A 24,735-nucleotide genomic window follows, 5' to 3' on the forward strand; every position below is an offset into this window, starting at 1 on the left:
GCATCCGACGACCCAGATGTTCTTCCACGGCAGCTTCCACGCAGCCCCGATCATCGCCGCCGAGACCCTGATCGCCGCTGGCGGCCCGGCCCTGATCATCCGTGCCGACACCCAGATCGCCCTGCCGCCGGGCTGGAGCGCCACCGCCGGGCCAGACGGCATGATCCTGCTGGACCGCGCCGAGCGCGCCAGGGCCGCGACGCTCAGTCTGGACACGCCTGATCCCGTCACCCTGGAGCTGTTTAACAAGCGCTTCATGGGCGTGGCCGAGGCCATGGGCGCGGCGCTGGAACGCACCGCGCACTCGGTCAACATCAAGGAGCGGCTCGATTTCTCCTGCGCGCTCTTCGACGCCGACGGCGGTCTGGTCGCCAACGCGCCGCACATGCCGGTGCACCTGGGCTCGATGGGCGCCAGCGTGCGGGCCGTGCGCGACCGCCACGCCCACCTGCAACCGGGCCAGGCCTTCGCGCTGAACAATCCCTATGCCGGCGGCACCCACCTGCCCGACATCACGGTGGTGATGCCGATCTTCATGGATGACGCCAAGGCGCCGGCCTTCTACGTCGCCGCGCGCGGCCACCATGCCGATGTCGGCGGGATCCAGCCGGGCTCGATGCCGCCCTTCTCCCATACGCTGGAGGAAGAGGGCGTGCTGCTCGACGCCCTGCCGATCATGACCGACGGCGTCTTCCTGGAGGCCGACGTGCGCGCCGCCCTGACCTCGGGCCGCTACCCGTCACGCGCGCCAAGCCGCAACATCGCCGACCTGAAGGCCCAGATCGCCGCCTGCCTGGCCGGCGCCGGCGCCGTCCGCACGATGATCGAGACCTATGGGGGCGCCGCCGTCGCCGCCTACATGACCTTCGTCCAGGCCAACGCCGCAGCCTCCGTGCGCCGAGCGATCGGCAAGCTCACCGATGGGCAGGCCCGCGTGCCGATGGATGGCGGCGGCGAGATCGTCGTGCGCACCACGGTCGACGCCGCCGCCGGCGAGGCGGTGCTGGATTTCCGCGATTCCGCCGCCCAGCTCGGCTCGAACTTCAACGCGCCTTCGGCGATCGTCGATGCGGCGGCGCTCTACGTGTTCCGCACCCTGGTCGACGACGACATCCCGCTGAACGCCGGCTGCCTGGAGCCGCTGAAGATCCTCACCCGCGAAGGCTCCATGCTGGCGCCGCGCTATCCCGCCGCCGTAGTCGCCGGCAATGTCGAGACCAGCCAGCATGTCGTGGACGCGCTCTACGCCGCGCTCGGCGTGATGGCCAACGCCCAGGGCTCGATGAACAACTTCACCTTCGGCGACGAGACCCGCCAGTATTACGAGACCATCTGCGGCGGGGCCGGCGCCACCGCGCTCCAGGCCGGGACCAGCGCCGTCCACACCCACATGACCAATTCGCGCCTCACCGACCCGGAGATCCTGGAGCGGCGCTTCCCGGTGCGGGTCGAGGCCTTCGCCATGCGGCGCGGCTCAGGCGGCGCCGGCGCCCAGGCGGGCGGCGAAGGCGCCTATCGCCGCGTCCGGTTCCTGGCCCCGATGGAAGCTGCCCTGCTCTCCACCCGCCGCGAGCACGCGCCCCAGGGGATCGCCGGCGGCGGGGCGGCCCTGCCCGGCGCTCAGCGTTTGATCGCAGCCGACGGCGCGGTAAAGGAACTCCCCGGCTGCTTTTCGCTTAATGTCGCGGCCGGCGACGTCATCGAGATCGAAACCCCTGGGGGCGGGGGTTTCGGCCTGGCTACCTGACCACAACACCTGAGGTTCCATGTCCGCGCTTTTCCTTGCTCTCGCCCTTTTCGCGCAAGACCCGGTCGCCGCCGGAGCCTCCGAGCCCGCGCCGCAGGCCGCCGAGCCGCCCTACCCGCCCGGCGCGCCGCATGACGACTACGGCCTGGTCTCGTGGTGCCACGGCGCCCTCACCGGCTACCTCGACCTGCACGATCAGGTGATGCCGGAAGTGACGCGGATCGAGACCACCTATCGCGCCCCGGGCTCCTCGCTGAAGGAGGACCTGAAGGTCTATGCCGACATGCAAAAGCAGAGCCGCCAGGATCTGAAGCTGTTCGCCCGCGCCATGGAGGCCGCCGAACGCGCCAGCATCAAGCCGATCAACACGCTCGGCGGCGCCGCCGTGCAGCGCGGCCGCTCGGGCTGGGCGGCGGCGGCGAACCTGCCCAAGGCCCGCGTCGCCCAGGAATGGATGAGCTGGTCGCTGCCGGCCCGCTGCGTCCCCACCGCCACGCGGCTGGAAAAACAGGCCAAGCTGCTGGGCGCCGCCTTTGACCCAGGCGTCGAGGCGCTCCCGGCCGATTCCGGCGTCACCGCCGCCGCCGAGACGCCCGCCAATCCCTGAGCCGACCGATTTCGGCCATAGAGACGACAGAGAGCGTCGATAGTCCGGTCGCAGACGGGTATGGTTTACGCCCGCCCGCCGCCGCGGCTTGAAAAGAGACCTGATTGCCAACTGTCGCCTTTGTTAATCCGAAGGGTGGCGCGGGGAAGACCACCGCGGCGCTGCTGCTTGCCCTGGGCCTGAGCGAGATGGGGCATCGAGTCGCCATGATCGACTCCGACCCCAACAAGCCGCTGGTTCATTGGGCGTCGTTGCCTGGGCGCCCGGCGAAGATCACCGTCCATCCGGCCCCGATGCTGGAGGACATGCGCGACGCCCTGCGCGAGGCCCAGCGTAAGCAGCCCGACTGGCTGATCCTCGACACCGAGGGATCGATCCGTGGGGCCATGGCCTTCACCACCCTGCGGCTGGACCTGGTGGTGACGCCGCTGGCGGCCTCGCAGCTTGAGGCGATCCAGGCGATCAAGGCCGCCGAGATGGTGCTGCAGTTCGGCCGTCGCGCCGGCCGCCCCCTGCCGCACCGGGCCTTGCTGACCCGCGTGCCGGCCGCCCTGCGGCCGCGCTCGCTGAAGGAAGTGGTCGAGCAGCTGCGGACCAGCGACATCGAGATCCTCTCCACGCCGCTGATCGAAAAGGAAGCCTTCCGCACCCTGTTCGCAGTCGGCGGCGGCTTCGATCAGTTGGCTCGCAGCGGCGTCAGCGGCGTCCCCGCCGCCCGCGCCAACGCCGACGCCTATCTGCAGGCGATCCTGGAACTGCTCGGACAACCTACCGCAGTCTCGAAATAGCGACTGCGACCGCGACAGTCGGTACGTAGAATTTGTTCCTTGAACGCCGTTTTTCTATGGCTCATGGGCCATACCCAAATCTCAAAAACGAAATTCGGCTGACGTGGCGTAAAAGCAACATTTCTGAGCAGCGACGCCAAATCGACGTCACTGGCAGTTTCAGCCGTTGAATTTCTGGAGGAATTTTCGACACATTTCGAAAATTGGGTACGATTTTGTCGCATAACGACAGTATATTACGGATATTTCGGCACTTCTGACGCAATAGACAATAATTAGAACACGGTTTTCTTTCCTCAACAGAAAAGAGACTTGCCTTTCTTAACCACCGGCGGCCATTCCTCTCGCGCAATCAGCCGTAATATCGGCCGATAACGTAGTTATATTAGAGGAAGCGCATGCTGCATTCTAAATACCTCGCTGGAGCCTCGTCCCTCGCGCTCCTGGCGGTCCTGGGCCTGGCCGCCCCCGCCAACGCGCAAGACGTTGCGGATGTCGAAGAAGTCGTGGTCACCGGCTCGTTCATCGCCGGCACCCCTGAAGACGCAGCCCTGCCGGTCAACGTGATCGGCGCCGACGAAATGCAAAAGCAAGGCTCGCCGAGCACGGTTGACCTGCTTAAGGCGATCCCGGCCGTGTCCGGCGTTCTGGGCGAAGCCAACCAATACGCCGCCGCCCAATCGACCGGTTCGGGCAACGTGAACCTGCGCGGCCTCGGCGCGCACCGCACCCTGGTGCTGATGAACGGCCGCCGCATGGCGATCTCGCCGGGCGCCATCTATGTCGACACCAACATGATCCCGACGGCCGCCATCGGCCGCGTCGAAGTGCTGAAGGATGGCGCGGCCGCCACCTACGGCTCCGACGCCGTCGGCGGCGTCGTCAACTTCATCACCCGCCGCAACCTGTCGGGCCTGGAAGTCTCGGGCAACTACTCGGCCATCCCCGGTTCGGACGGCGAGTACGGCCTCAGCGCCGCCTATGGCTGGCAAGGCGACAACGCCGACATCCTGCTGACCGCCGGCTATCGCAAGCGCACCGAACTGCCGGTCACCGAGCGTGACTTCGCCATTCGCTCGTTCGCTGAAAACCCGCAAGGCGGCTGGTCCGGCTTCGGCAACCCCGGCACCTATCTGAGCAAGGCGAACGCCAGCTCAGCGTTCAACACCGGGCTGATCGACCCCGGCTGCGCGGCCATCTCCGGCCCGCTGACCACCAGCTGCCAGTTCCAATTCATCGGGTTCAACAACCTGATCGAAGAAGAAGACCACTATCAGATCTACGGCGAGATCAACTTCGACCTCACCGAGTCGACGAAGTTCCACGCCGAAGTGCTGTACGCGGCCCACGACGTCGCCAACGAGCACTCCTCGCCGTCCTATCCGCCGAACAACATCCCGACCTCGGCCATCACCACCCAGGGTCAAAGCGGCTTCTACATCCCCGGCGCCAACCCGGGCCTGCAAGCCCTGATCGCGGCCGGCCAGCTGAACCCGGCTCAAGCCGCGTCGGCCGGCGCCAACGGCCTGCTGACCACCATCGCCTGGCGCCCGATCGGCGCGGGCGGCAATGACCTGTTCGGCGGCGGCGCCAAGCATGACCAGCGCTACTTCGACACCTATCGCGTGTCGGCCGGCCTGAAGGGCAAGTTCGAATTCGGCGGCGGCATCGGCTGGGACGCGGCCGTCACCTACATGGACTCCAACGCCGAGATCGCCACCCCGGACATCCTGGTCGGCAAGCTGCAAATGGCGCTGCGCGGCCTGGGCGGTAACAACTGCCAGGGCACGACCCCGGGCCAGAACGGCTGCCTGTGGTTCAACCCCTTCTCGTCGGGCGTGAAGCAGAACGTCATCGATGGTCGGGTCAACCCGAACTACAACGCCGCCACCGCCAACAGCCGTGAAGTGCTCGACTACATCTACGGCGACTACGGCTACAAGCTGCGCTCGCAGATGCTGACCGCCGACCTGGTGTTCAACGGCCAACTGCCGATCGACTTCGGCGCGGGCCAACTGGCCTGGGCCGCCGGCGCGCAATACCGCTGGAACGGCGTGGAGCGTCAGAACAACGACAACACCAACATCGCCGTCAGCCCCTGCGCCGACTCCTCGGTCAATCCGGGCGCGACCTGCGTGGCTCAGAACGGTCCGTTCAGCTTCTTCGGCGCCCTGGCCGACTACGACCTCGACCAGAGCGTCGGCGCGGCCTTCGCTGAATTCCAGATGCCGTTCACCGACACCCTGACCGGCACCTTCGCGATCCGCTACGAGGACTACGGCGGGGCCATCGGCTCGACCACCAACCCGAAGGTGGCCCTGAAGTGGCAAGCGACCGACTGGCTGGCGTTCCGCGCCTCGGCCGGCTCGACCTTCCGCGCGCCTCCGCAGACCCAGACCGCCAACACCGCCACCACCAACCTGTCCTATGCGACGGCGGCCGGCGGCTATCGCGCCTTCGACCTGTGGGGCAACCCGGATCTGGAACCTGAAAAGGCCCAGACCCTGAACCTGGGCGCCATCTTCGAAGCTGGCGATTTCCGCGCCACCCTCGACTACTGGAGCTTCGACTTCGAAGGCCCGATCAACAACGAGAGCGGCGCCCAGATTCTCAACGCGATCTTCCCGAACGGCCCGACCGGCAAGAACAACTGCGGCCTGGCGGCCTTCGCCGCTCTGCAATCGCGGATCACCTTCGCCGACGACGGTTCCTGCAAGGCCGGCAACATCAACCGCATCCGCCACCAGTACGTGAACGGCCCGGACATCAAGACCAGCGGTCTCGACTTCTCGGCCAACTACAAGCTGCGCGACGTGTTCAGCGGCGACATGAACTTCGGCCTCGATGTCACCTACGTGCTGGAATACGTGGTCGCCCAGACCACGATCGAAGGCGTCGTGACCGCCAAGGAAACCGACTATGTCGGCAAGATGGACTACCTCGGCTACGGCTCGCAGCCGCAGTGGAAGGGCAGCGCCTTCGCCGAATATAGCCGTGGCGAGCACAACGTGCGTTGGACCGTCCGCTACGTCGACGACATGATCGACACCCGCGGCGACTCCTCGACCTTCCTGACCAACCAGAACGGCCGGAAGATCGACGCCTTCGTCACCAACGACCTGAGCTATCGCGTCTTCCTGCCCTGGGAGACGACGCTGACCGCCGCGGTGATCAACGTCTTCGACCAGGACCCGGGCTTCGCCCGTCTGGACCTCAGCTACGACCCCTTCACGGCCAATCCGCTCGGCCGCTACTACAAGGTCGGTATCACCAAGAAGTTCTAGAGGTCTTCCCCCTCAAGAACGACGACTGGGGCGGCTCCTTCGGGAGCCGCCTTTTTTTGTTCGCGTGCGTCGAGGTGGGCGTAGCAGACGTCCCAATAGGGCGCGCCGCCGAACCGTTCGATCAACAGCTCGGTCAGCGCCCGGACCTTGCCCGGCATGTGCCCGGCCGGCGGCGGCCGGACCACATAGAGCCCGCCCTCCGACATCGGGAAATCCAGCAACAGCGGCACCACCTCGCCGCGTTCGATCGCCGGGCCGGCCAGGAAGGTCGGCAGCATCGCGACCCCCAGCCCAGCCACCGCCGCCGCCAGCAGCGCCTGGCCGTTATCGGCCTTGAACCGCCCCTCCGGGCGCAGGGTGATGGTCTTGCGTCCATCCTGGAACCGCCAGACCTCCGAACCCTGCATCAGCGCCTCGCAGCCGATCAGGTCCTCCGGGCGCTGGGGTACGCCGTGCGCCGCCAGATAGGCCGGGCTCGCCATCACCGCCCCCTTGATAGGGGCGATCTTGCGGGCGACCAGGCTGGAGTCCTCCAGCCTGCCGACCCTCACCGCCACGTCGTAGCGCTCGCCGATCAGGTCGACGAACCGGTCGCTATAGGAGGCGTCGATCTGCAGCTTCGGATGCCGGACCGCCAGCTCCGCCAGCACCGGCGCCAAATGGGTCATGCCGAACGACAGCGGCGCGGCCACCCGCAGGCTGCCGACGATCTCGTCGCCGCGCTGGGCCAGCGCGTCGCGGGCGGCGTCCAGTTCGGCCAGCACGCGCTCGGCGTGGTCCTTGAACTCCACGCCCGCCTCGGTGACCGCCACCCCACGCGTGGTGCGGCTGAGCAGTTGCGCGCCAAGCTCGGCCTCCAGCCGCGCGACCCGGCGGCTGACCATCGACTTCGACAGGCCAAGCCGCGTCCCGGCCCGCCCAAACCCGCCGGCCTCGGCCACCTCGACAAAGGCCCTGATGTCGTCCAGCTCCACGGCGGCGTTCCCTATACTGCAACAATCTGGTGCCGAATATGGGCCTACTGTTGCAGGTTTGGAACCCTCACCTACCAGCTGTCATTCAACAGCGACCCCTGGAGGGGTGTCATGTCCAACATTCTCGTTCTGAACAGCAGCGTTAGCGGTGAAGCCTCGATCTCCCGCCTTCTCGTCGCCGACGCGGTCACCGAACTGACCCAGCGCGATCCGGGCGCCAAGCTCGTCTTCCGCGACCTGGCGGCCAATCCCGTCCCACACCTGATGCCCGACACCGTCGCCGGGGTCCGCGCGCAAGCCGCCACGCCCGCCGAGCAAGTCGCCCGCGCCCTGTCGGACGAACTGATCGCCGAGCTGCGCGCCGCCGACACCATCGTCATCGGCGCCCCGATGTACAATTTCAGCGTCCCGACCACCCTGCGCAGCTGGTTCGACTATGTTCTGCGGGCCGGCGAGACCTTCAGCTACTCCGAAGCTGGCCCCAAAGGCCTGCTCTCCGGCAAGAAGGTGATCGTGGTGGAGTCCCGCGGCGGGCTCTACAGCGAAGGCCCGGCCCAGGCGCTCGACTTCCAGGAGCCCTATCTGCGCCAACTGCTGGGCTTCATCGGCTTGACCGACGTGACCTTCGTCCGCGCCGAGAAGATCGGCTACGGCCCCGACGCCCGCGACCAGGCCCTGGCCGACAGCCGCGCCGAACTCGCCAAGCTGGCGGCGTAGGCCCCACCAACCACTCGTCATCCTCCGGTCAGCCGTCAGGCTGATCCGGGGGACCCAAGCAGAGCTCCAGGCTATGGCGCAGGCCGCGTGGGTCCCCCCGGATCTCGCTTCGCGAGCCCGGAGGATGACGACGGTGTGGGGACTAAATCTCTCGCCGCATGAACACTCGGGCGCGCTCGTCCAAACCCCGAGCCTCATGCTCGGCGCGGATCTGCGCCATGCCGGGCGTCAGCGTCTCGACATCCACAAACCCCAGCCGCCGATAGTATGGCGCGTTGAACGGCACATCCTTGAAGGTCGAGAGCGTCAGCGCCGGCCAACCCCGTGCGCGGCCCAATTCGGCCACCGCCTCCATCAGCACCGCCCCGATCCCGCGCCGCGCGTGCGAGGGCAGGACATCGATCTGCTCGATGTAGCCGCAGCCCTCGACCTCCCGGAACATCACGAAGGCCACCGCCCGCCGCTCATCCTCGGCGACCAGCAGCCCGCCGCTGTCGATCCGCTGCGCCAGGGTCTGGGCGTCGGTGGGCTCGTCGTGGGCCAAGGCGGCCCGCGCCGTGCCGAGGAACCGGGTCGCCGAGGCGCGCTCGATCTCGCGCACATGTTCGATTTCAGAGCGGGTGGCCGCGCGCAGGCGCAGGTCGTGAGTCATCGGAGTGTCCGAAACTGGAATGGATCCTTGGGCGGCCGCGCCGTCCGTTCGAAGCTGTCGCGAGGTCGCGGGTCAGGCTTTCAAGGATCGTGAACTCCGGAAGGCTCGCCGAAATTGCCGGCTGCACATACATAGTCCCGCAAACAACCTCGCGCCAAGCAGCCAGGATCGCCGCCATGGAAACGCCCCGCCTGATCTACTTCGCCGACCCCATGTGCTCATGGTGCTACGGCTTCTCGCCGGTCATCCAGCAGATCCGCGAGAACTTCGGCCGCGCCCTGCCGATCCAGCTGGTGATGGGCGGCCTGCGTCCGGGAACCGACACGCCGACCACCGATGCGGCCAAGGCCGAGCTGAAGACCCATTGGGGCCACGTGCAGGAGGCCACCGGCCTGCCCTTCGACGGCGCCGTGCTCGACCGCGAGGGCTTTCTCTACGACACCGATCCGGCCGCCCGCGCCGTGGTTCGGGTACGGCGCGAGGACGGCGAGAAGGCGCTCGCCTTCCTGCGCCGCCTGCACCACGCCTTCTATGCGGAAGGCCAAAATGTCACCGATCCGCAGGTCCTGGCTGACCTCGCCGCCGAGTTCGGCGTCGACCGGCAGGCCTTCCTCGCCGACTTCGACACCGACGACCTGAAACACGAGACCTGGAACGACTACGCCATCGCCCAGAAGGCCGGCGTCACCGGCTTCCCGACCTTGGTGGGCGGACCCAACGAGGAGGGCGCCTACGGCGTCGTCAATCGCGGCTTCCAACCCGCCGATCAGGTCCTGTCAGTGTTGCACCAGTGGCTGGGAACCCAGCCCTAGGCCGTGGCTATTCCAGGGTGAAGCCGACCTTCAGGGTCACCTGGAAGTGAGCGACCTTGCCGTTCTCCACGTGGCCGCGCGTGTGCAGCACCTCGAACCACCCGATGCCGCGCACGGTCGCGCCGGCCTTGGCGATGGCGGTCTGGATGGCGTCCTCGATACTGGTGGTCGACGAGCCGGTAAGCTCCAGGATCTTGTAGACATTGTCCGCGGACATGGCGGGCCTCCCTAGGGTTCATCCCTGCGAGAGGAACGGGCCGCCGGCCGCGAGGTTGCCGGACGCCGAGGGGGAGCCCGGCGTCCGACGTTCGGCGGCCTGGCCTTAGCCCGGGACCTGATCCAGGAACCCGGTGACGACCTTCAGCCGCCCATCCTCGACCTGGACGAAGTCGGTGCCCTTGATCGGGGCGTCGGCCCCGGCCGGGCCCAGGCCCCAGGAGAAGCGGACGTTCTCCCCGTGGCCGTCGGCCTCGCCGATCAGTTCGAAGCGGAAGCCTGGGAAGCGTTCGTGCACCCCAGCGATCAGGGCGTCGACGCCCGCATGGCCCTCCACCGCGGCCATCGGGTCCATATAGATGGCGTCGGCGCTCCAGGTGTCGGCGATCAGGGCGCGGCGGACCTTGGCGTCGGTCTCGTTCCAGGCGGCGATGTAGGTTTCGGCGATGTCGGCTGCGTTGGTCATGTCGGCTGCTCCGTGTTGATGACCCCACCATCGCCGTCTGCGCGAGGCCGCGCGATTACCTCGGCGGTAAAGCGACGGCGCCTTGCGGGCCGGGTCCTCAAGCGCCTAGCGTCCCGGCAAGCAGGGAAAAGACGCCATGGACACCAAGCTTCGCACCGTCGCCTACGACCAGCATGGCGCGCCCTTTGACGGCGCTCTCGTCCTGCCCGAGGGGGCCAAGGCTCCCGTTCCCGGCGTGCTGGTCTTCCATGGCTGGGAGGGACGCTCCGAGGGCCAGGAGGAGTTCGCCCACAAGCTGGCGGGCCTTGGCTACGGCGCCTTCTGCGTCGACCTCTACGGCAAGGGCCGCCGAGGATCGACGCCGCAGGAATGCGAGGCCCTGATGACCCCGCTGATCAGCGACCGGGCGGCGCTGCGCGAACGCCTGCTGCATGTGGTCGAGGTGGCGGGGGGCCTGCCCGAGCTCGACGGCGGCCGGCTGGCGGCCATCGGGTTCTGTTTCGGCGGGCTCTGCGTGCTCGACCTGGCCCGCGCCGGCGCGGGCCTCAAGGGCGTGGCCAGCTTCCACGGCCTGTTCACCCCGCCCGGCCTGCCGATCGCTGATCCGATCACGACCAAGGTCATCGCCTTCCACGGCTGGGACGACCCGATGGTCCCGCCCGCCGACGTCGTCGCCCTTGGCGCCGAGCTCACCAAGGCCAAGGCCGACTGGCAGATCCACGCCTTCGGCGGCGCGATGCACGCCTTCATGGCGCCCCAGGCCAATAGCCCGGAGATGGGCATCCAGTATCATGCGGCCACCGCCCACCGCGCCTGGACCGGCATGGCCGGCTTCCTCGGCGAAGTCCTGGTCTAGAGCGATGATCAAGCTGACCTTCGCCCTGGTCCGGCGGCCCGAGTTCACCCGCGAGAGCTTCCAGGACTACTGGTTCAACACCCACGCCCCGCTGGTCGCCAGCGTGCGCGAGCCGCTGCGCATCCGCCGCTATGTCCAGATGCACAGCCTGCCGGCCGAGATCTCCGAGGGCCTGCGAACCGTGCGCGGCGGTCCCGAGGGCTATGACGGCGTGGCCCAGCTCTGGTGGGACAGTTTCGAGGACCTGGCCGCCAGCGCCGACGACGAGGCGGCCAAGGCCGCCGGGCGCCTGCTGCTGGAGGACGAGCAGCGTTTCATCGACCTTTCGCGCTCGCCGCTGTGGTGGGGCGAGGAGCGGGTGATCTTCTGAAGCCCGCGCCGGGCGGCCGGACATGAAAAGGGCGCTTCCGACCTGGCCGAAAGCGCCCTCGCCTGTCCCCACAGGCTGACCTCGTCGCCATGCCGGCGCCGCGTCAAAACGTGGCGACCTTATGACTCGCCGAGCAGGTTCAGCCAATTGCCATTCTTGTCGCAGTTGATCCGGACACGGATCTAACCCCCTGAAATGAAAAGCCCCGACACTCCTGTTGGAGGGCCGGGGCCGGTGGCGGCGACTTCAGTCGGGGGGGCGTCTTAGCCGCCGCATCTTATCAATTCGCCGGAAGCCGGAGCGTTCCCGGCGACCCCAAAATAAATCACGCTGTTCAAGGCTGAACGACGAAGCTGAGGATCGGTCCGGTCCAATGCTCCCCGTCGCCCTGCAAGGTCGTCAGGTCCCGCACGCCCGGCGTGGCGGCCACGGCGCGCGGCCAGAAGGCGCGCGCCGTGACGTTGCGTTCGGCGACGGCGACCTCCCAGCGTCCCGGGTAGCGGGTCAGGATCGCCCGCACCGCCGCGCTCGCCACCCCGCCCCGGCGATGTTTCCGCATCACGAAGAACTCGGCCATGTTGCGATCCACCGCAGCCCCGCTGTGCGAGGCGGCGTTGAGCAGCGCAAAGCCCACCGGCCGGCCGCCCTGACGGATGATCAGCGGCGTGCGGGTCTCATCGCTCCAGTAGCTGTCCATATAGGGATAGGGCGCGAACAGACCGTCCGACCCCGGCTCGAAAGCCTCGGACCCGGCCGGCTCCAGTTCCGAGAAGTCGTAGACGTAGAACTGGAACAGGCCCTCGATCAGCGGCCGCTCGGCCGCCGCCGCGACCTCGATATCGATCTGTCCTGACGCCATGGGCCATCGCCTCCTGGCGCCTTCATAATCGATCAGCCAGGCGGGCGGCGCGGTTTTCAGCCACCGGTCGCTTGCTCGGTCATCGCCGCCCGCTCGGCCGGCCAGCGATCGAACGACATCAGCAGTTGCTGGCCGGTCGCCTCGGCAATCAACTCGCCGTCCTCGCGCCGGAACTCGGCGCGCACCGTGATCATCTGGCGGGTCTGGGCTACGACCCTCGCCTCGATCCGCAGCGGCTGGCTGCGGACGACCCGGATGAAGTTGACCTGCAGATTGATGGTCCGGAACACCATCTCGGCGGGCAGGACGCTCATCGTCGCAAAGGCGATCGCCTGGTCGGCCAGGGCGGCGATATAGCCGCCGAACAACGAGCCGTCGTGGTTCTGCGTCTCGGCGCAGGGCTCCCAGCTCTTGCGCACCCAGCCCTCGCCCCAGTCATCGAACAGGCCCAGCTTCATCGTCTGCACCACCGGCGGCGGCGTGATCGCGCCGGCCTGCAAGGCCTCAAGTCGTTCGGTCGCCCAGGTCATTGCATCCCTTTCCAAAACGCGTCGTTCGGCTAAGGATATGAGCAATGCTCACCTTCTGTTACTCAGGTTCCAGAGTTTGAGCGTGGCCGGAGCTTCACGATGAAAGCTGCTGAAAAGACCCGGAAAATTCCGACTCAGCGACGGTCGCACACAACCATCGAAGTGGTGCTGGAGGCTGCGGCTCAGCTTCTGGAGAGCGCGGGCGAGGCCGGGTTCAACACCAATGCCCTGGCCGAGCGGGCCGGGGTCAGCGTCGGCACGCTCTACCGCTATTTCCCGAACAAGCAGGCGATCCTCGCCGCCCTCGGCCGCCGTGAACACGACGCCTACGCGGCCGCTCACGCCGCGCTGCGCGCCGGTGAAACCGGAGACCTGGCCCTGGACCGTGCGGTCATCCGCACCTTCCTGCACGCCTTCGGCGGCCGCACGAAAGCCCGGCGCGCGGCGGTCGCCGCCCTGCTCGCCCACGCCGATCCGGCCGAGCTGAGCGCCGGCTACGGCCCGGTGGAAATGTCGCTGGTCGACGCCGACGGCGCGCCGCTATCGCCCATTGCGGCCTTCGTGCTGACACGGGCGGTGCAGGGCGCGATGCGCGCGGCGGTCATGGAAGACGCCGACTTCCTGCATTCCCAGGAGTTCGAGGACGAACTGGTCCGCCTGGGCCGGCTCTATCTCGGTCACGCCGCGCCGAAGCGGCGCGCGCCGCCTTAGTCGCGCGCCTTGCCGCGCAGGCCAAAGCCGCCTTCGCCGTGAGCGCCCAGGCTCGAGAAGCGCGCCTCTTCGGCCTTGTGGAAGAACTGCGAGGCCACCATCCAGGCCTTCACCGGCCGCAGGCAGCCCAGGCACCCGATGATCAGGGCCGGAAACACCGTGACGAAATGCACCCACAGCGGCGGGTGATAGGCCACCTCCATCCAGGCGAAGACGGCGATCACCACCATGCCGACCGCGGTCATCACGAAGAAGGCCGGGCCGTCAGCCGGATCGGCGAACGAGAAGTCCAGGCCGCAGACCGAGCATTCCTTGTCGACGGTCAGGAAGCCGCGGAACAGCTTGCCTTCACCGCAACGCGGGCAACGGCAACGGAGACCCGAGATGATCGGCAGCGGAGGATCATAGGAGGGCATCGACACGTCCTGCATACAATTGTTGTATTGATACCTACATTCGACTATCAATGTATGGATCTCAGCAGCAAAAGGCAACCCCGTGGCGTCCGACCTGACCACCGCCCGCTGGCTGCGCCGCGTCGACCGTACGGAGGGCCCGATCTATCTGGCCATCCTGAGCGCCCTCGAAACCGCCATCGGCGAGGGCGAACTGCAGCCCGGTGAACAACTGCCGCCGCAACGCACCGTGGCCGGCGTGCTGGGTGTCGATTTCACCACCGTCACCCGCGCCTACAGCGCCGCGCGCGCCAGGGGCCTAGTCGAAGGCGCCGTAGGGCGCGGCACCTTCGTGGCCGGCCGCACCGACGACGACGAGGTCGGGATGATCGACCTCAGCATGAACCTGCCGCCCCCGCCCAAGGGGCTGAACTTCGCCGCCCTGCTTAAGGAGACCGCGCGCTCGGTCCTCGAGCGCACCGACGCCCAGGCGCTGATGGCCTACCACCCCGGCGCCGGGTCCATCGCCCAGCGCAGCGCCGGCGCGACCTGGCTGGCGCCGTGCCTGGGCGAGGTTTCTCCCGACCGCATGCTGCTGGCCCCCGGCGCCCAGAGCGTCCTGGCCGCGATCCTCGACATGACCATGCGGCGGGGCGACGCCCTCATCGTCGAGCCCCTGACCTATCCCGGCGTCCGCGCCATCGCCGCCCATCGCGGCCTGCGGCTGCTCGCCTGCCCGGTCGACGCCGAGGGGTTCAAACCCGAGGACCTCGCCCGGCTCTGCGCCGAGCAAGACCCCAAGGCGATCTACTGCATCCCCACCCTGCAGAACCCGACCGCGACAACCATGGGCCTGGAGCGCCGCCGCGAAATCGCCCGTGTCGCCCGCACGGCCGGCGTGCCGATCATCGAGGACGACGCCTATGGCCGGCTGCCGACGGCGCCCCTGCCCGCCCTGGCCTCCCTCGCGCCGGACCTGACCTGGTACGTGGCCACCACCTCGAAATGCCTGTCGCCTGGCCTGCGCACCGCCTTCGTGGCCGCGCCCAGCGCGGCGGCCGCCCGCGACCTCTCCGAGGCGCTGCGGGCGATCTCGCTGATGACCTCGCCGCTCACCGCCGCCATCGCCACCGCCTGGATCCGCGAGGGCGCGGCCGAACGGCTGCTGGCTGCGATCCGCACCGAAGCCGCTGAGCGCCAAGCCATCGCCCGCGCGATCTTGCCCCAGGCGACGGGCCAGGCGGACGGCATCCACCTCTGGCTCGACCTCCCCGACCATTGGCCGGGCGAGCGCCTGCGCGAGGTCGCCCATCGGCGCGGCCTGTCGCTGGTCACCGCCGACGCCTTCGCGGCCGGGCCGAACCATCGCAACGGCCTGCGGATCTCGCTCGGCGGCCCGGCCAAGCAGTCGGTGCTGACCCTGGCCCTGCAAGGCGTCGCCGCCATTCTCGCCGCCCGTCCGGACGACAGGCGACTGGTTGTCTAGGCATGGGCCACTGGGGCACCAAGCAGCGCTCCTATTAGGCGCCGAAGCTGAGGTATCCGCGCTCGACCATCCGCCGCATGGCTTCATAGGCCTCGGTCAGCTCCTCATAGGCCGCGCGCATCCGCGAAAGCTTGGCTGTCTGCTCGGCGGTGAGGGGATGGGGCGTCTCGGTGAGCGCCAGCGCCTCGGCCACCCATTGGGCGCGGGCCAGGGCGGCGCCGACCGCCAGCTTCTGGAACTTCTCGGCGTCGGCCTGCCCCAACACCTGCCCGATCACCTCACGGTTCGAGGCGTAGGCGGTGTAGTCGATCTGCTCGATCTGACCGCGCAAACGACGTTGGGCCTGAGGGTCTAACGTCGCCTCCGGCTCGAAGTGATCGCTGGTCCGACGCACGCTGGACGTCCTGGTCACCGACATTCCGACCTCCCGGTCGCAAGGCCCCTCGGATGCGGAGGGCGAGCGAAGTCTGACGGGAGGCGACTTAAGGGGGTGTTGACGACGACGCGGGCCCGCGATCGAGGATTGGCAATCTGGCCCAGGACGGCTAATCGGGCGACATGAGCGACGCCCAGACCCCGCCCGACCGCCTGTCCGTCAACCCGGCCAGCCCCTATCATGACGCCGCCGCCCTCGAGCGCGGCGTCGGCGTGCGCTTCAAGGGCGTCGAAAAGACCAATGTCGATGAGTACTGCGTCAGCGAAGGCTGGGTGCGGCTCAGCGTCGGCAAGACGGTCGACCGCAACGGCAACGCCATGACCGTGAAGCTGCAGGGGACCGTCGAGCCCTACTTCCAGGACCTCGACCAGGCCGAGTAGCGCGTCTTCCCCCTTGCTGGGGAAGGTCCGCCCTCAACCCATGTCATCCCGGCTTGCGCAGCAAGACCGGGACCCATCGCCTCCGAACGCGAGCTTTGAGCGCGATCGAGCCAGATCCTGCCCGATCAGGTGTCCAGGCAGGGTCGGCCCTGCCGCCAAGCCCTAGATCCGCCTAATGCGGGCCGGCGAGATGGTGCAGGCCGCCAGGTTGCTGGCAGACGCGCGTGGCCGGGGCCCGCTGGTCGCGCACCGCGGCCTTGCGCGCGCGCTCACCGAACACCTCTTGCAGCCAGACGACCCAGCCGAAGGGAACGTCCTTATGCAGTCTATGCAACTCTTCCATCGCCCTTCTCCTTCCAGATCCTTGTCCGTAAGGGCAATATCGGCCGAACGGCGATTGGTGACAAACGCGTCCTCCTGCTCTATGCATTAGCTCAGCTTATGCCAGACATCCTCGCCACCATCCCGCTCAGCGCCATCCGGGTCTTCGAGGCGGCCGCGCGCCTGAAGAGCTTCACCCGCGCCGCCGAGGAGCTGGGGATCACCCAGGCCGCGGTCAGTTGGCAGGTGAAGGCGCTGGAGCGGCGACTGGATCAGGCCTTGTTCCTCCGGCGCCCACGCGAAGTGGCCCTGACCGCCTCGGGCGAGCGGCTGTCGCGCGCGGCGACCGAGGCCATGAGCATCCTGCGCACCGCCCTGGCCGACCTCAGCGAGACCGGAGAGGGCGTTCTGGCCATCACCTCGCTGACCACCTTCGCCAACCAGTGGCTGGCCCCCAGGATCGGCGCCTTCCAGCTTCAGCACCCGCAGATCGCGGTGCGCCTCGACACCTCCTCGCGGATCGTCGACCTGGCGCGCGAGAACATCGACGTCGCGCTGCGCAGCGGGTCGGGCGACTGGCCGGGCCTGGAGAGCCACTACCTGTTCCCCAACATCCACACCCCGGTCTGCACCCCGGCCATGCGCGAGCGCCTGGGGGGCCTGGCCCAGCCCGAGGCCCTGCTGAACGCGCCGCTGATCGGCGTGCCGGAGGAGTGGGAGGTCTGGTTCGCCGCCGCCGGCGTCGGATCGCAACGCCAGGGCGCCGCCACGCCGCGCCTGACCGGCGACAGCCAGACCCTGGAGGTCGCCTCGGCCATCGGCGGCCAGGGGGTCGCCCTGGCCTGCCCGTTCTTCTTCGCCGCCGACATCGCCGCCGGGCGCCTCGTCGCGCCCTTCGAGATCTACGCCCACTACGACGACGGCTATTGGCTGGCCTACCCGGCCGACCGCGCCCGCGCGCCGAAGATCAAGGCCTTCCGCGACTGGCTGCTGGCCTGCGTCGCCGACGATCCGGCGATCGCGCCCTATTCGCGCCGCGGGTCCTGAACGCGGCCAGACCTTATGAGGCCACGCAGGTCGAAAGGTTTACCGGACCGATGGCCAGGCGCTTCCATTCGCCGCCAACCTTCTGGAACTCGACCGCGCTCGAGGCCGAGCGATATTCGGAGCGCTTGGGATCCCAGCCCTCCCAGCCCATGGCCACCGCCACCTTGGCCGAGACGCCCCTCTCCGCATCCTGCGGCGTGACCTTCCGCTCGCCCTTGCAGGCCACTTCGAACGCCCGGCATTGCTGGCCTTCCGGCCGGCCCTTGCACTGCTCGTCGCCTGCCTTGATGTCGGCGTGCCAGGTCTTGATGGCGCCGTCGAGCCCGGCGTACGGATCGCCCCCTTGCGCCCCACTCGCGCTCTTCTGGCCAGGCTGACAGGCCGCCAGACCCAAAGTCGCGATCAGAATCGCCATGGGAAATTTGGTCACGAAGCGCTCCACGCTGGACCGCCCCGACTTGGGCGGCGTTAAGAGCGGAACGCTTATGGCGCCAATCAAGGCGCACTGATGACAGCGAAAACCGCTCCGACGGGCGCGCGCCGCATTCTGAAGCTCTGCCCAAAACACGCGCAGATAGAGATTCCGAGATCTGCGAACCACGCCGCGCCCGCGCTTTCGCCCATCGGGCGAGCCCGCCCCCTAAGTCACGGACGGCATTAGAATAAATTTGCAGGAACCTACACGGCGATTGTTCAGATTGCTGATGACTTACAGTTCAGCGTTCATGTTCATGAACAAGGCAGTCATGATAAACTTTCGCGACATGGTTATTTTTGAGTGGAGATTCATGGCGTCTGCTCTAGGACAACCGGTGGGGGCGGTTTCTTGGTGAACGCTCGGTAACGGGCCAACTTGGGATTTGTCATGAAACTTCTAGCAGCGACGATTTTCGTGGTCGGACTTGCGTCGGCCTCCGCGGCGGAAGCCGCGGTCTATGTTGTGGGCGCTCAAGCCAACTCGTCGTCAGGCGGCGTAGGGGCTTCCACGATCAGCCTGACCGGTGGTCAGAACTTCACCGTCAATGTCGCGCCCAGCGATCTCTGGAGCGCTGGCGCCCTGCCCCGTTGGTCGAACGCCAACGGCCTGATCGGCGACCTGTTCGCCACCGGCTCCGACAACTCCGGCGAAGCCGCCGGAACCCTGATCGGCCAAGACTTCGGAACCTGGACGCAGAACGGCCTGACCGCCGCCTTCGGCACGCTGGTCGGTGAAATCGGCGGCGTCTTCAAGGTTCTGGGAACCAGCTACACGGGCACGGCCTGGGGCGCTGGAACCCTGAACCTCTACTACTGGGACTCCAACAGCGCCGACAACGCCGGCGCCATCGACGCCTTCGTCACCGCCTCGTCGGCCGTGCCGGAGCCAGCCACCTGGGCGCTGATGATCGGCGGCTTCGGGCTCGCCGGACAGGCGCTTCGCAGCCGCAAGCGCATCCTCTCCATCACGGCCTGACCCTCTCGTCAGGGCATACGAAGAGGGCGGGGACAGAAGTCCTCGCCCTTTTTCGCGCCTGACGACCAGGCCTCAGGTCCATTCAGCCTGCATTCAGCATAATTTTGAAAGACTGCACCCTGAACCCGGCCATCCTCTTCTGGACCAAGCCGGAAGGAGGTCAGTATGAGAAAGATACTTACAACCGCACTCGTCGCCCTGACTGTCGCCGGCGGCGTCGCTTCGGCCGCCACCACCGCGCAGGCCGAGCCCTATCGCTACTATGATCGTCATCGGGGCAAGAAGGACAACACCGGCGCGGCCATCGCCGCCGGGATCGTCGGCCTGGCGCTGGGCGCGGCCATCGCCAGCTCCAGCAGCAACAACCGTCGCTCGTCGTCCTACTATGGCGGCGGCTACGCCTATCAGCCGGACTACAACAGCGGCTATTACGGCGACAGCTATTACAACAACGGCTACGCCAACGGCGGCTACTACGGCGACGGCTACTATGGCGGCCGCCAGCCTTATGGATATGCCCCCAACCGCTACGCCTACGGCTCGCGTGTCTGCACCAGTCGTGAGCGGGTCTATGACCGCTACAGCGGTCGTCCGATCACCATCACCCGCCAGTACGCCTGCTGACGGATCAATGCGGCCCCGCTTCGACGCGGGGCCGTGACGTCATCGCGCGCCGCTCGTCAGGGCGTCGCGCACGACCGTCTGATAGTCGAACACCGACATCTTCTGGCCCGACACCCGGGTCGGCTTGCCAGCGCAAACCTTGCCCAGCAGCTCGAACCGTTCATCGCCTGGATTGACCGTCTGCCATTCCCCCGGCGCCTCCACGGCGCGCAGGGTGACCCCCTCGGGCGAGACGAAGCGCCGCGACACGTCGCGGGTCTGTCCCATGTCGCAGGCGAACTCGCGATAGGTCGCCACCATGCTGGCCCCGTCCATCGGACTGCGGACGATAAGATAGACCCACGCCTGGGCCGACACCCCGTTCCGGGTGAGGCTGCCCACGTCATAGACCAGCGCGCTCTCGCCCTTGCGGAAGCTGACCGCGTCGAACGGCGCGGCCTGGGCTCCGCCGCCCAGCAACGCCAAACCCAGTGCGGCGAGGGCCGCATGTCGAAGCCTGAAATTCACGCTGCTGTCCTCCGAGCAGATCGAGCGCGGGTCCCAGCGCACGGCCTGACCGTGCGTAGCTGGGACAGTTAACGCCCTAACCCGCCTCAAGGTTCAGGATCGGCGCCAGCCGCGACTCACGCCGCCAGACCGACAAGCAGCGCGCCCAGGAAGATGACGGCCACCGCCTTGCCCAGCGCGACCAGTACGGTGACCGTCGCTCGCAGCCACGTCAGCCCATAGCTCAACCGGAACCATCTGATCTGAATGACGGCGTACCAGAGCGTCGCGGGTAGGAAGATGGCGAACCCAACCCCCCGCATCTCGCCCGACGGCTCCTGAGCCAGGATGCCCGCCGCGCTGATGAACACCGTGAACAAGGAGGCCAGATAGCACTGGCCAAAGAAGGGCGCGCGAAGCGTGGTCCGGTTGAGGGGCTGGCCGCTGCGCCTCACCTCTTCGGCGGCGAACATCAGCGGGAACAGCGCATAGACCACTGAACGCAGAATCAAGAGGTTCTGCTGCGACCCTGTCACGATCGACAGCGGCCCGGACACGTCCTGCACCCCTTTGATATGCGCCGCTAGCTCCACCATGTGGGCGATGACCAGGGTCAACATCAGGCAGAGCGGCGGGCTCACCCGATCGGCGTACTGTTCCTCGACCGGGTCCTGTTGTTCGGCGAGCGAATACTGCAGCGACTGGATCGGATGCAGCGCGACCAGCCATAGGGTGCGCGGATAGAACAGAATCCAGGTCAGGACTTCGTAGAGAAACTCTTCGAGGGACCGGATGAATTTTATGAAGTCCATGCACCGATCTCAGCTTCGCGATTCACGCCGGAACTTGATCTCAAGCATAGGGGTGTCAGGCGCGCCCCCGCCAGCCCCCGCTCAAATCTTCGCCACGCCAGTCTGTCGCTACGGTCAAGCTACGCCCACAAACCGCCCCTTTCGGACTTGATGGAGAGTCCGTCGGGGAGCTGACGGTTCAGGTGAACCGTGACGGAGGAAATTTTATGAACGCACATAGGTCCAAGCTTGTGATCGCGGGGGTCCTGCTGTTGAGCGCGGCCAGCCTGGGCGGCTGCGCCACCAAGGACTTCGTCAACGAGCAGTTCGGAGCTGTGTCGGCCCGCATCAGCGGCCACGAGACGAAACTGCAAGGGGTCGACCAAACCGCCCGCGAGGCGATGCAACGGGCGACCGACGCCGGCAAGCTGGCCGAGGGCAAGTTCGTCTATTCGGCCATGCTGTCCGACGACAGCATCAAGTTCCCGGCCGGCAAGGCCACCCTGTCGCCTGAGGCGCAGGCCAGGCTCGACGCCTTTGTCGGCAAGCTGACCACCGACAACCGCAACGTCTATATCGAGGTCCAGGGCCACACCGACGCCACCGAGGGCAAGGCCGGCGCCTATCGACTGGGCGAGGCGCGGGCCGAGGCCGTGCGTCGCTATCTGAGCAAGCACGGCGTGGCGCTGAACCGGATCTCGACCATCTCCTACGGCGCCGACGCGCCGGCGGCGACCAATGGCGACAAGGCCAGCCGCGCCGCCAACCGCCGGGTCGTGCTGATCGTCCTGGCCTAGAGTCGCATAAAGAGTTCACAGCGTAATGGCCGCCGAAACCGGCTTCGATTTCGGCCCCGCGCCGCATGGCCCTCCGGGTCTTGCGGCGCGGGTCCGCCATTGGCTGGCGCAGCGGCGCCGGCCGATCACGGCGGCCTTCAGCCTGGCCGCCCACGGGCTGATCGTGCTGGCCCTGTTCAACGTCCAGGCCGAGCCGCCACCGCCGCTCCCGCCTGAACCGATGATCGTCCAGATGGTCGCGCCGAGGCTGGTCGAACCACCCAAGCCGCCGACGCCTGAGCCGACCCCGGACCCGGAGCCCGCTCCGAGTCCCGCCCCGGCCGCAGCCGCGCCGGCCCCGCCCACACCGACCCCGCCCAAACCCGTCCCGCCCAAGCCGCGCAAGACCGCCTTCCGGCCGACGCCCACCCCGGTGACCGTCAAACCGCTGCCGGCCGGCGAGGCCCCGGCGGCGGACGCAGGCGTCGAGGTCAGCGCCGCCCAACTGGCCGGCGCGGCGACGGCGGGCTCAGGCCCGGCCGGCGGTAATGGGACCGGCCGTGGCGGCTCCTGCGACATGCTGCGCTGGCTGCAAAGCCAACTGCGCAAGGACGCCCGCGTCCAGGCCGCCGTCGCCCAGGCGCACAACGGCAAGCCCCTGATGGTCTGGAACGGCGATTGGATCAGGCACTCGGGCCAGGAGGGCGGCGGCCTGGCCGCGGTCCGCGAGGCGATGATGTGGGAGATCGCCTTCGCTCCCGAAGCCTGCCGCGCCCAGCCGGTGCGCGGCCTGATCGTGATTTCGCTGAACGACGGCCCCGGATCTCCACGCCTCGTCGCCGGCGACGGCGGTCAATGGCGATGGTCGGACATGCTGTTCGCCGAAGGCCGTGGGCCCTCCAAGCGCTGACTAGGGCGCGGTCGGCGGCGGCAGGCTGAACAGATTGCGGTCGGCAGGCCGGAAATCGATGCTCTCCAGCTGACGCTCCTTGGGGCGGATGAGATCACCGCCGTAGGTCTTCGAGCGGAACGGGATCAGCACCGGTCCGACCCGGCGATAGTCCGACAGCTCCACCGTCATCGGCCGGGCGGCGACCTCGACCATCAGGCCCAGCAGCCCGGTGCCCCGGTCAAACCACAGCTCCCAGGGCTTGCCGCTCGCAGGCTGGACCCGCAACACCTCGAAGGACCGCCCCTGGCTGGTCCGCACCCCCAGGTGCACGCTGCGCAGATCAAAGCGGCTCGGATAGAAATAGGCGTAGGCGCCGAAGAAGGCGTCGGCGCGGATCTGGGCCAGCACCTTCGGCTCGATCGATCCCGTGGCGATCCCGCTGGTCAGGATCCGCCACTCGGCGGCGCCGTTATAGCCCTGCACATGCTTGCCGGCGGGCGTGTGGGTCTCGGTGCGAACCCCGTAGCGAAGCGGGTCGAGCCATCGCTCATAGCGCACCCCGTCATCCTGGCCGACCTCGTGCAGGCCGCGCAGCACGTTCCACCCGGCGCCGCCCGACGCGGCGCGCGCGCGGTTGAGCACACGCTGGGCGTCGGGGGAGTTCTGGGCCAGAGCGGGGCCGCCCGCGAGCAGCACAACGGCGATCAGGGCCGCCAACAAGCTTCGCACGGACGATATCCACATGAGGTCGGAACCAAGCCTCGAAGGTTGCTCAAATTAGGGCCGGCGAACCCGTCGCCGCATAACACGCCCCTGCCCGCCCGCTGACGTTTTTGCCGCAGGGCGCATCCCCCCGACTCACGGCCAAAGCTGTCCTTGGGGGACTTACATCGACGGATGCCAGCATGCGTATGGCCACGACGCCCGTTTGGGCGCTCATCGGACTGCTCCCCCTTCTCCTGGCGCCGCACAGCGCGTCCGCCGGCCCGCTGGAGGACGACGTGCTGGCCGAGCTCAACTTCGCCCGCGCCCATCCGGCGCAATACGCCCGCGAGCTTCGGCGCAGCGACCTGCGCCACAACGATCCGGACGCTCTCGACGAGGCCGTCGATTTCCTCATGAACCAGCCGCCGTTGCCGCCCCTGCGCGCCCACCCCGGCCTGACCGCGGCGGCAGACGCCCATGCCCGCACCCAGGCGCAGCGAGGCGGCGAGGGGCACGGCCGGGAGGCCCTCGGTCAGCGGCTGCAACGCCATGGCGTCTGGGCGGGCCTCAGCGCCGAAGCCATCTCCTACGGCTATGACGATCCGCGCGACGTCGTCGCCCAGCTAGTGATCGACAGCGGGGTGCCCGGCCGGGGCCACCGCAAGGACATCTTCCGCCGCAGCTACCAGGCCGCGGGCGTCGCCTGTAACGGCCACAGGACCTATGGCGCGATGTGCGTCATCGACTACGCCGGGGCGTTTGTGGAACGATAGGCGGCGCGCCGCTTCGCGGCCCCCTCACCTAGCCTCTCCCAAGGGAGAGGAACTTGCGGCGTCAGCCGATCATCAGCTCGTCGGGATGCGTCAGGACTGCGCCGAAGTGGTGCCGCCACAGGCGCGCGCCCAGTTCGCCCGAGCGATCCAGGGACGAGCCGATGCAGAGCCATGGGATCAGCGTCGGATGCAGCCCGGCGTCGAACAGCGCGAAGCCGGCGGCCAGAACGCAGGTGTCGGCCTGAATGCCGCAGACCAGCACACGCTGGGTCCCTAGGCTGCGCAAATGCGCGATCGCCTCCGGCGGCGGCAGGTAGCCGTGCTTGACGAAGATGCGATCGGCCAGGACCAGACTGTCGTCGGCAGGGCCGGGTTTCCAGCCGAGCTGGCGTTCAAACGGCGTGACGCTCTCGTCGTGCCGCTCGACCGTCGCGACGCTGGGCATTAACGCCGCCAGCGCGGCGATGTCGCCGACCAGCTCAGCCGGAGGCGAGAAGCTCGGCTGAACATCGACGATGAGAAGCGCCTGTTTCATCGGCGAGGCCAAACCTCATTGCGGCCTGCGCGGCAAGACCGATGGC

Annotated in this window: 31 protein-coding genes; 17 read left to right on the top strand and 14 right to left on the bottom strand. The window is 67.9% G+C overall.

Annotation, left to right across the window (positions count from 1 at the left end; translation table 11 throughout):
• The 4 genes from ASE02_RS22930 to ASE02_RS08095 form a co-directional block, all read left to right on the top strand.
• On the top strand, window positions 1–1,747 hold a 1,747-nt coding region (locus ASE02_RS22930), incomplete at its 5' end, for a hydantoinase B/oxoprolinase family protein (RefSeq protein ID WP_235536644.1).
• Between the two features lie 19 nt (window positions 1,748–1,766).
• Complete coding sequence (locus tag ASE02_RS08085) at window positions 1,767–2,354, top strand: hypothetical protein (RefSeq protein WP_056732979.1); 588 nt, start codon at window positions 1,767–1,769, stop codon at window positions 2,352–2,354.
• Window positions 2,355–2,458: 104 nt separating this feature from the next.
• Entirely contained in the window at window positions 2,459–3,142 is a 684-nt protein-coding gene (locus ASE02_RS08090; RefSeq protein ID WP_056732980.1) for a ParA family protein, read from the top strand.
• Between the two features lie 398 nt (window positions 3,143–3,540).
• Window positions 3,541–6,426, top strand: a complete 2,886-nt coding sequence (locus ASE02_RS08095) for a TonB-dependent receptor (protein ID WP_056732982.1) — start codon at window positions 3,541–3,543, stop codon at window positions 6,424–6,426.
• Here ASE02_RS08095 and ASE02_RS08100 read toward each other — a convergent pair.
• Window positions 6,423–7,400 carry a LysR family transcriptional regulator gene (locus ASE02_RS08100; protein WP_056732984.1) on the bottom strand — a complete coding sequence of 326 codons (978 nt, stop codon included), beginning with the start codon at window positions 7,398–7,400 and terminating at the stop codon, window positions 6,423–6,425. The genes ASE02_RS08095 and ASE02_RS08100 overlap by 4 nt on opposite strands.
• A 111-nt stretch (window positions 7,401–7,511) precedes the next feature.
• On the opposite strand from ASE02_RS08100, the gene ASE02_RS08105 reads away from it, so the two are divergent.
• On the top strand, window positions 7,512–8,117 hold the full coding sequence (locus ASE02_RS08105) for an FMN-dependent NADH-azoreductase (RefSeq protein ID WP_056732986.1): 606 nt from the start codon (window positions 7,512–7,514) through the stop codon (window positions 8,115–8,117).
• A gap of 142 nt (window positions 8,118–8,259) precedes the next feature.
• On the opposite strand, the gene ASE02_RS08110 is transcribed toward ASE02_RS08105, so the two are convergent.
• A complete protein-coding gene (locus ASE02_RS08110; protein ID WP_056732988.1) occupies window positions 8,260–8,769 on the bottom strand; it encodes a GNAT family N-acetyltransferase in 510 nt (169 codons plus the stop codon).
• A 176-nt stretch (window positions 8,770–8,945) separates the two neighbouring features.
• On the opposite strand from ASE02_RS08110, the gene ASE02_RS08115 reads away from it, so the two are divergent.
• On the top strand, window positions 8,946–9,581 hold the full coding sequence (locus ASE02_RS08115; RefSeq protein WP_056732990.1) for a DsbA family protein: 636 nt from the start codon (window positions 8,946–8,948) through the stop codon (window positions 9,579–9,581).
• Between the two features lie 7 nt (window positions 9,582–9,588).
• Here ASE02_RS08115 and ASE02_RS08120 read toward each other — a convergent pair whose 3' ends face one another.
• Both ASE02_RS08120 and ASE02_RS08125 read right to left on the bottom strand, forming a co-directional pair.
• A complete protein-coding gene (locus ASE02_RS08120; protein ID WP_056732991.1) occupies window positions 9,589–9,798 on the bottom strand; it encodes a dodecin in 210 nt (69 codons plus the stop codon).
• Between the two features lie 105 nt (window positions 9,799–9,903).
• The gene (locus ASE02_RS08125; protein ID WP_056732993.1) at window positions 9,904–10,263 is read right to left on the bottom strand and encodes a nuclear transport factor 2 family protein; all 360 of its coding nucleotides are present in this window, start codon (window positions 10,261–10,263) and stop codon (window positions 9,904–9,906) included.
• Window positions 10,264–10,399: 136 nt separating this feature from the next.
• Here ASE02_RS08125 and ASE02_RS08130 point away from each other — a divergent pair, with 136 nt between their 5' ends.
• Both ASE02_RS08130 and ASE02_RS08135 read left to right on the top strand, forming a co-directional pair.
• The gene (locus ASE02_RS08130) at window positions 10,400–11,119 is read left to right on the top strand and encodes a dienelactone hydrolase family protein (protein WP_056732995.1); all 720 of its coding nucleotides are present in this window, start codon (window positions 10,400–10,402) and stop codon (window positions 11,117–11,119) included.
• A gap of 4 nt (window positions 11,120–11,123) precedes the next feature.
• The gene (locus tag ASE02_RS08135; RefSeq protein ID WP_056732997.1) at window positions 11,124–11,489 is read left to right on the top strand and encodes an EthD domain-containing protein; all 366 of its coding nucleotides are present in this window, start codon (window positions 11,124–11,126) and stop codon (window positions 11,487–11,489) included.
• A 334-nt stretch (window positions 11,490–11,823) separates the two neighbouring features.
• On the opposite strand, the gene ASE02_RS08140 is transcribed toward ASE02_RS08135, so the two are convergent.
• Window positions 11,824–12,348 (bottom strand): GNAT family N-acetyltransferase, encoded by a 525-nt coding sequence (locus ASE02_RS08140; RefSeq protein WP_056732999.1) that lies wholly within the window; start codon window positions 12,346–12,348, stop codon window positions 11,824–11,826.
• Window positions 12,349–12,404: 56 nt separating this feature from the next.
• On the bottom strand, window positions 12,405–12,878 hold the full coding sequence (locus tag ASE02_RS08145) for a PaaI family thioesterase (protein WP_056733001.1): 474 nt from the start codon (window positions 12,876–12,878) through the stop codon (window positions 12,405–12,407).
• A gap of 99 nt (window positions 12,879–12,977) precedes the next feature.
• Here ASE02_RS08145 and ASE02_RS08150 point away from each other — a divergent pair, with 99 nt between their 5' ends.
• On the top strand, window positions 12,978–13,589 hold the full coding sequence (locus ASE02_RS08150; RefSeq protein WP_056733002.1) for a TetR/AcrR family transcriptional regulator: 612 nt from the start codon (window positions 12,978–12,980) through the stop codon (window positions 13,587–13,589).
• Here the strand turns inward: ASE02_RS08150 and ASE02_RS08155 are convergent.
• Complete coding sequence (locus ASE02_RS08155) at window positions 13,586–14,005, bottom strand: DUF983 domain-containing protein (protein WP_369818530.1); 420 nt, start codon at window positions 14,003–14,005, stop codon at window positions 13,586–13,588. The genes ASE02_RS08150 and ASE02_RS08155 overlap by 4 nt on opposite strands.
• Before the next feature lie 82 nt (window positions 14,006–14,087).
• Between ASE02_RS08155 and ASE02_RS08160 the strand changes: the two genes are divergently transcribed.
• The gene (locus tag ASE02_RS08160; protein WP_156405963.1) at window positions 14,088–15,470 is read left to right on the top strand and encodes a PLP-dependent aminotransferase family protein; all 1,383 of its coding nucleotides are present in this window, start codon (window positions 14,088–14,090) and stop codon (window positions 15,468–15,470) included.
• Between the two features lie 34 nt (window positions 15,471–15,504).
• On the opposite strand, the gene ASE02_RS08165 is transcribed toward ASE02_RS08160, so the two are convergent.
• Window positions 15,505–15,888 carry a hypothetical protein gene (locus tag ASE02_RS08165; protein WP_056733008.1) on the bottom strand — a complete coding sequence of 128 codons (384 nt, stop codon included), beginning with the start codon at window positions 15,886–15,888 and terminating at the stop codon, window positions 15,505–15,507.
• Between the two features lie 140 nt (window positions 15,889–16,028).
• On the opposite strand from ASE02_RS08165, the gene ASE02_RS08170 reads away from it, so the two are divergent.
• A complete protein-coding gene (locus ASE02_RS08170) occupies window positions 16,029–16,286 on the top strand; it encodes a DUF3297 family protein (protein ID WP_056733010.1) in 258 nt (85 codons plus the stop codon).
• A gap of 172 nt (window positions 16,287–16,458) precedes the next feature.
• On the opposite strand, the gene ASE02_RS22275 is transcribed toward ASE02_RS08170, so the two are convergent.
• Entirely contained in the window at window positions 16,459–16,629 is a 171-nt protein-coding gene (locus tag ASE02_RS22275; protein WP_156405964.1) for a hypothetical protein, read from the bottom strand.
• A 98-nt stretch (window positions 16,630–16,727) separates the two neighbouring features.
• Here ASE02_RS22275 and ASE02_RS08175 point away from each other — a divergent pair, with 98 nt between their 5' ends.
• Window positions 16,728–17,654, top strand: a complete 927-nt coding sequence (locus ASE02_RS08175; RefSeq protein WP_056733012.1) for a LysR substrate-binding domain-containing protein — start codon at window positions 16,728–16,730, stop codon at window positions 17,652–17,654.
• Window positions 17,655–17,667: 13 nt separating this feature from the next.
• Here ASE02_RS08175 and ASE02_RS08180 read toward each other — a convergent pair whose 3' ends face one another.
• A complete protein-coding gene (locus ASE02_RS08180) occupies window positions 17,668–18,084 on the bottom strand; it encodes a hypothetical protein (protein ID WP_156405965.1) in 417 nt (138 codons plus the stop codon).
• 435 nt (window positions 18,085–18,519) lie between these two features.
• On the opposite strand from ASE02_RS08180, the gene ASE02_RS08185 reads away from it, so the two are divergent.
• Both ASE02_RS08185 and ASE02_RS08190 read left to right on the top strand, forming a co-directional pair.
• Window positions 18,520–19,107 (top strand): PEPxxWA-CTERM sorting domain-containing protein, encoded by a 588-nt coding sequence (locus tag ASE02_RS08185; protein ID WP_082601948.1) that lies wholly within the window; start codon window positions 18,520–18,522, stop codon window positions 19,105–19,107.
• A gap of 165 nt (window positions 19,108–19,272) precedes the next feature.
• On the top strand, window positions 19,273–19,731 hold the full coding sequence (locus ASE02_RS08190; RefSeq protein WP_056733016.1) for a hypothetical protein: 459 nt from the start codon (window positions 19,273–19,275) through the stop codon (window positions 19,729–19,731).
• 39 nt (window positions 19,732–19,770) lie between these two features.
• Here the strand turns inward: ASE02_RS08190 and ASE02_RS08195 are convergent, their stop codons facing one another.
• Together ASE02_RS08195 and ASE02_RS08200 are read right to left on the bottom strand one after the other, a co-directional pair.
• Complete coding sequence (locus tag ASE02_RS08195) at window positions 19,771–20,238, bottom strand: hypothetical protein (RefSeq protein WP_156405966.1); 468 nt, start codon at window positions 20,236–20,238, stop codon at window positions 19,771–19,773.
• Between the two features lie 116 nt (window positions 20,239–20,354).
• Window positions 20,355–21,029 carry a hypothetical protein gene (locus tag ASE02_RS08200; RefSeq protein WP_056733019.1) on the bottom strand — a complete coding sequence of 225 codons (675 nt, stop codon included), beginning with the start codon at window positions 21,027–21,029 and terminating at the stop codon, window positions 20,355–20,357.
• Window positions 21,030–21,235: 206 nt separating this feature from the next.
• On the opposite strand from ASE02_RS08200, the gene ASE02_RS08205 reads away from it, so the two are divergent.
• Entirely contained in the window at window positions 21,236–21,805 is a 570-nt protein-coding gene (locus tag ASE02_RS08205) for an OmpA family protein (protein WP_056733021.1), read from the top strand.
• 25 nt (window positions 21,806–21,830) lie between these two features.
• Window positions 21,831–22,694: a hypothetical protein gene (locus ASE02_RS08210; protein ID WP_056733024.1), complete on the top strand. Its 864-nt coding sequence runs from the start codon at window positions 21,831–21,833 to the stop codon at window positions 22,692–22,694.
• On the opposite strand, the gene ASE02_RS08215 is transcribed toward ASE02_RS08210, so the two are convergent.
• Window positions 22,695–23,405 (bottom strand): hypothetical protein, encoded by a 711-nt coding sequence (locus tag ASE02_RS08215; protein ID WP_156405967.1) that lies wholly within the window; start codon window positions 23,403–23,405, stop codon window positions 22,695–22,697.
• A 176-nt stretch (window positions 23,406–23,581) separates the two neighbouring features.
• Here ASE02_RS08215 and ASE02_RS08220 point away from each other — a divergent pair, with 176 nt between their 5' ends.
• Window positions 23,582–24,154 (top strand): CAP domain-containing protein, encoded by a 573-nt coding sequence (locus tag ASE02_RS08220; RefSeq protein ID WP_082601949.1) that lies wholly within the window; start codon window positions 23,582–23,584, stop codon window positions 24,152–24,154.
• Window positions 24,155–24,215: 61 nt separating this feature from the next.
• Here ASE02_RS08220 and ASE02_RS08225 read toward each other — a convergent pair whose 3' ends face one another.
• Window positions 24,216–24,701 (bottom strand): cysteine hydrolase family protein, encoded by a 486-nt coding sequence (locus ASE02_RS08225; RefSeq protein ID WP_200957640.1) that lies wholly within the window; start codon window positions 24,699–24,701, stop codon window positions 24,216–24,218.
• Window positions 24,702–24,735 lie beyond the last annotated feature (34 nt).

Source organism: Phenylobacterium sp. Root700 (assembly GCF_001429025.1).
Taxonomy (GTDB): domain Bacteria; phylum Pseudomonadota; class Alphaproteobacteria; order Caulobacterales; family Caulobacteraceae; genus Phenylobacterium.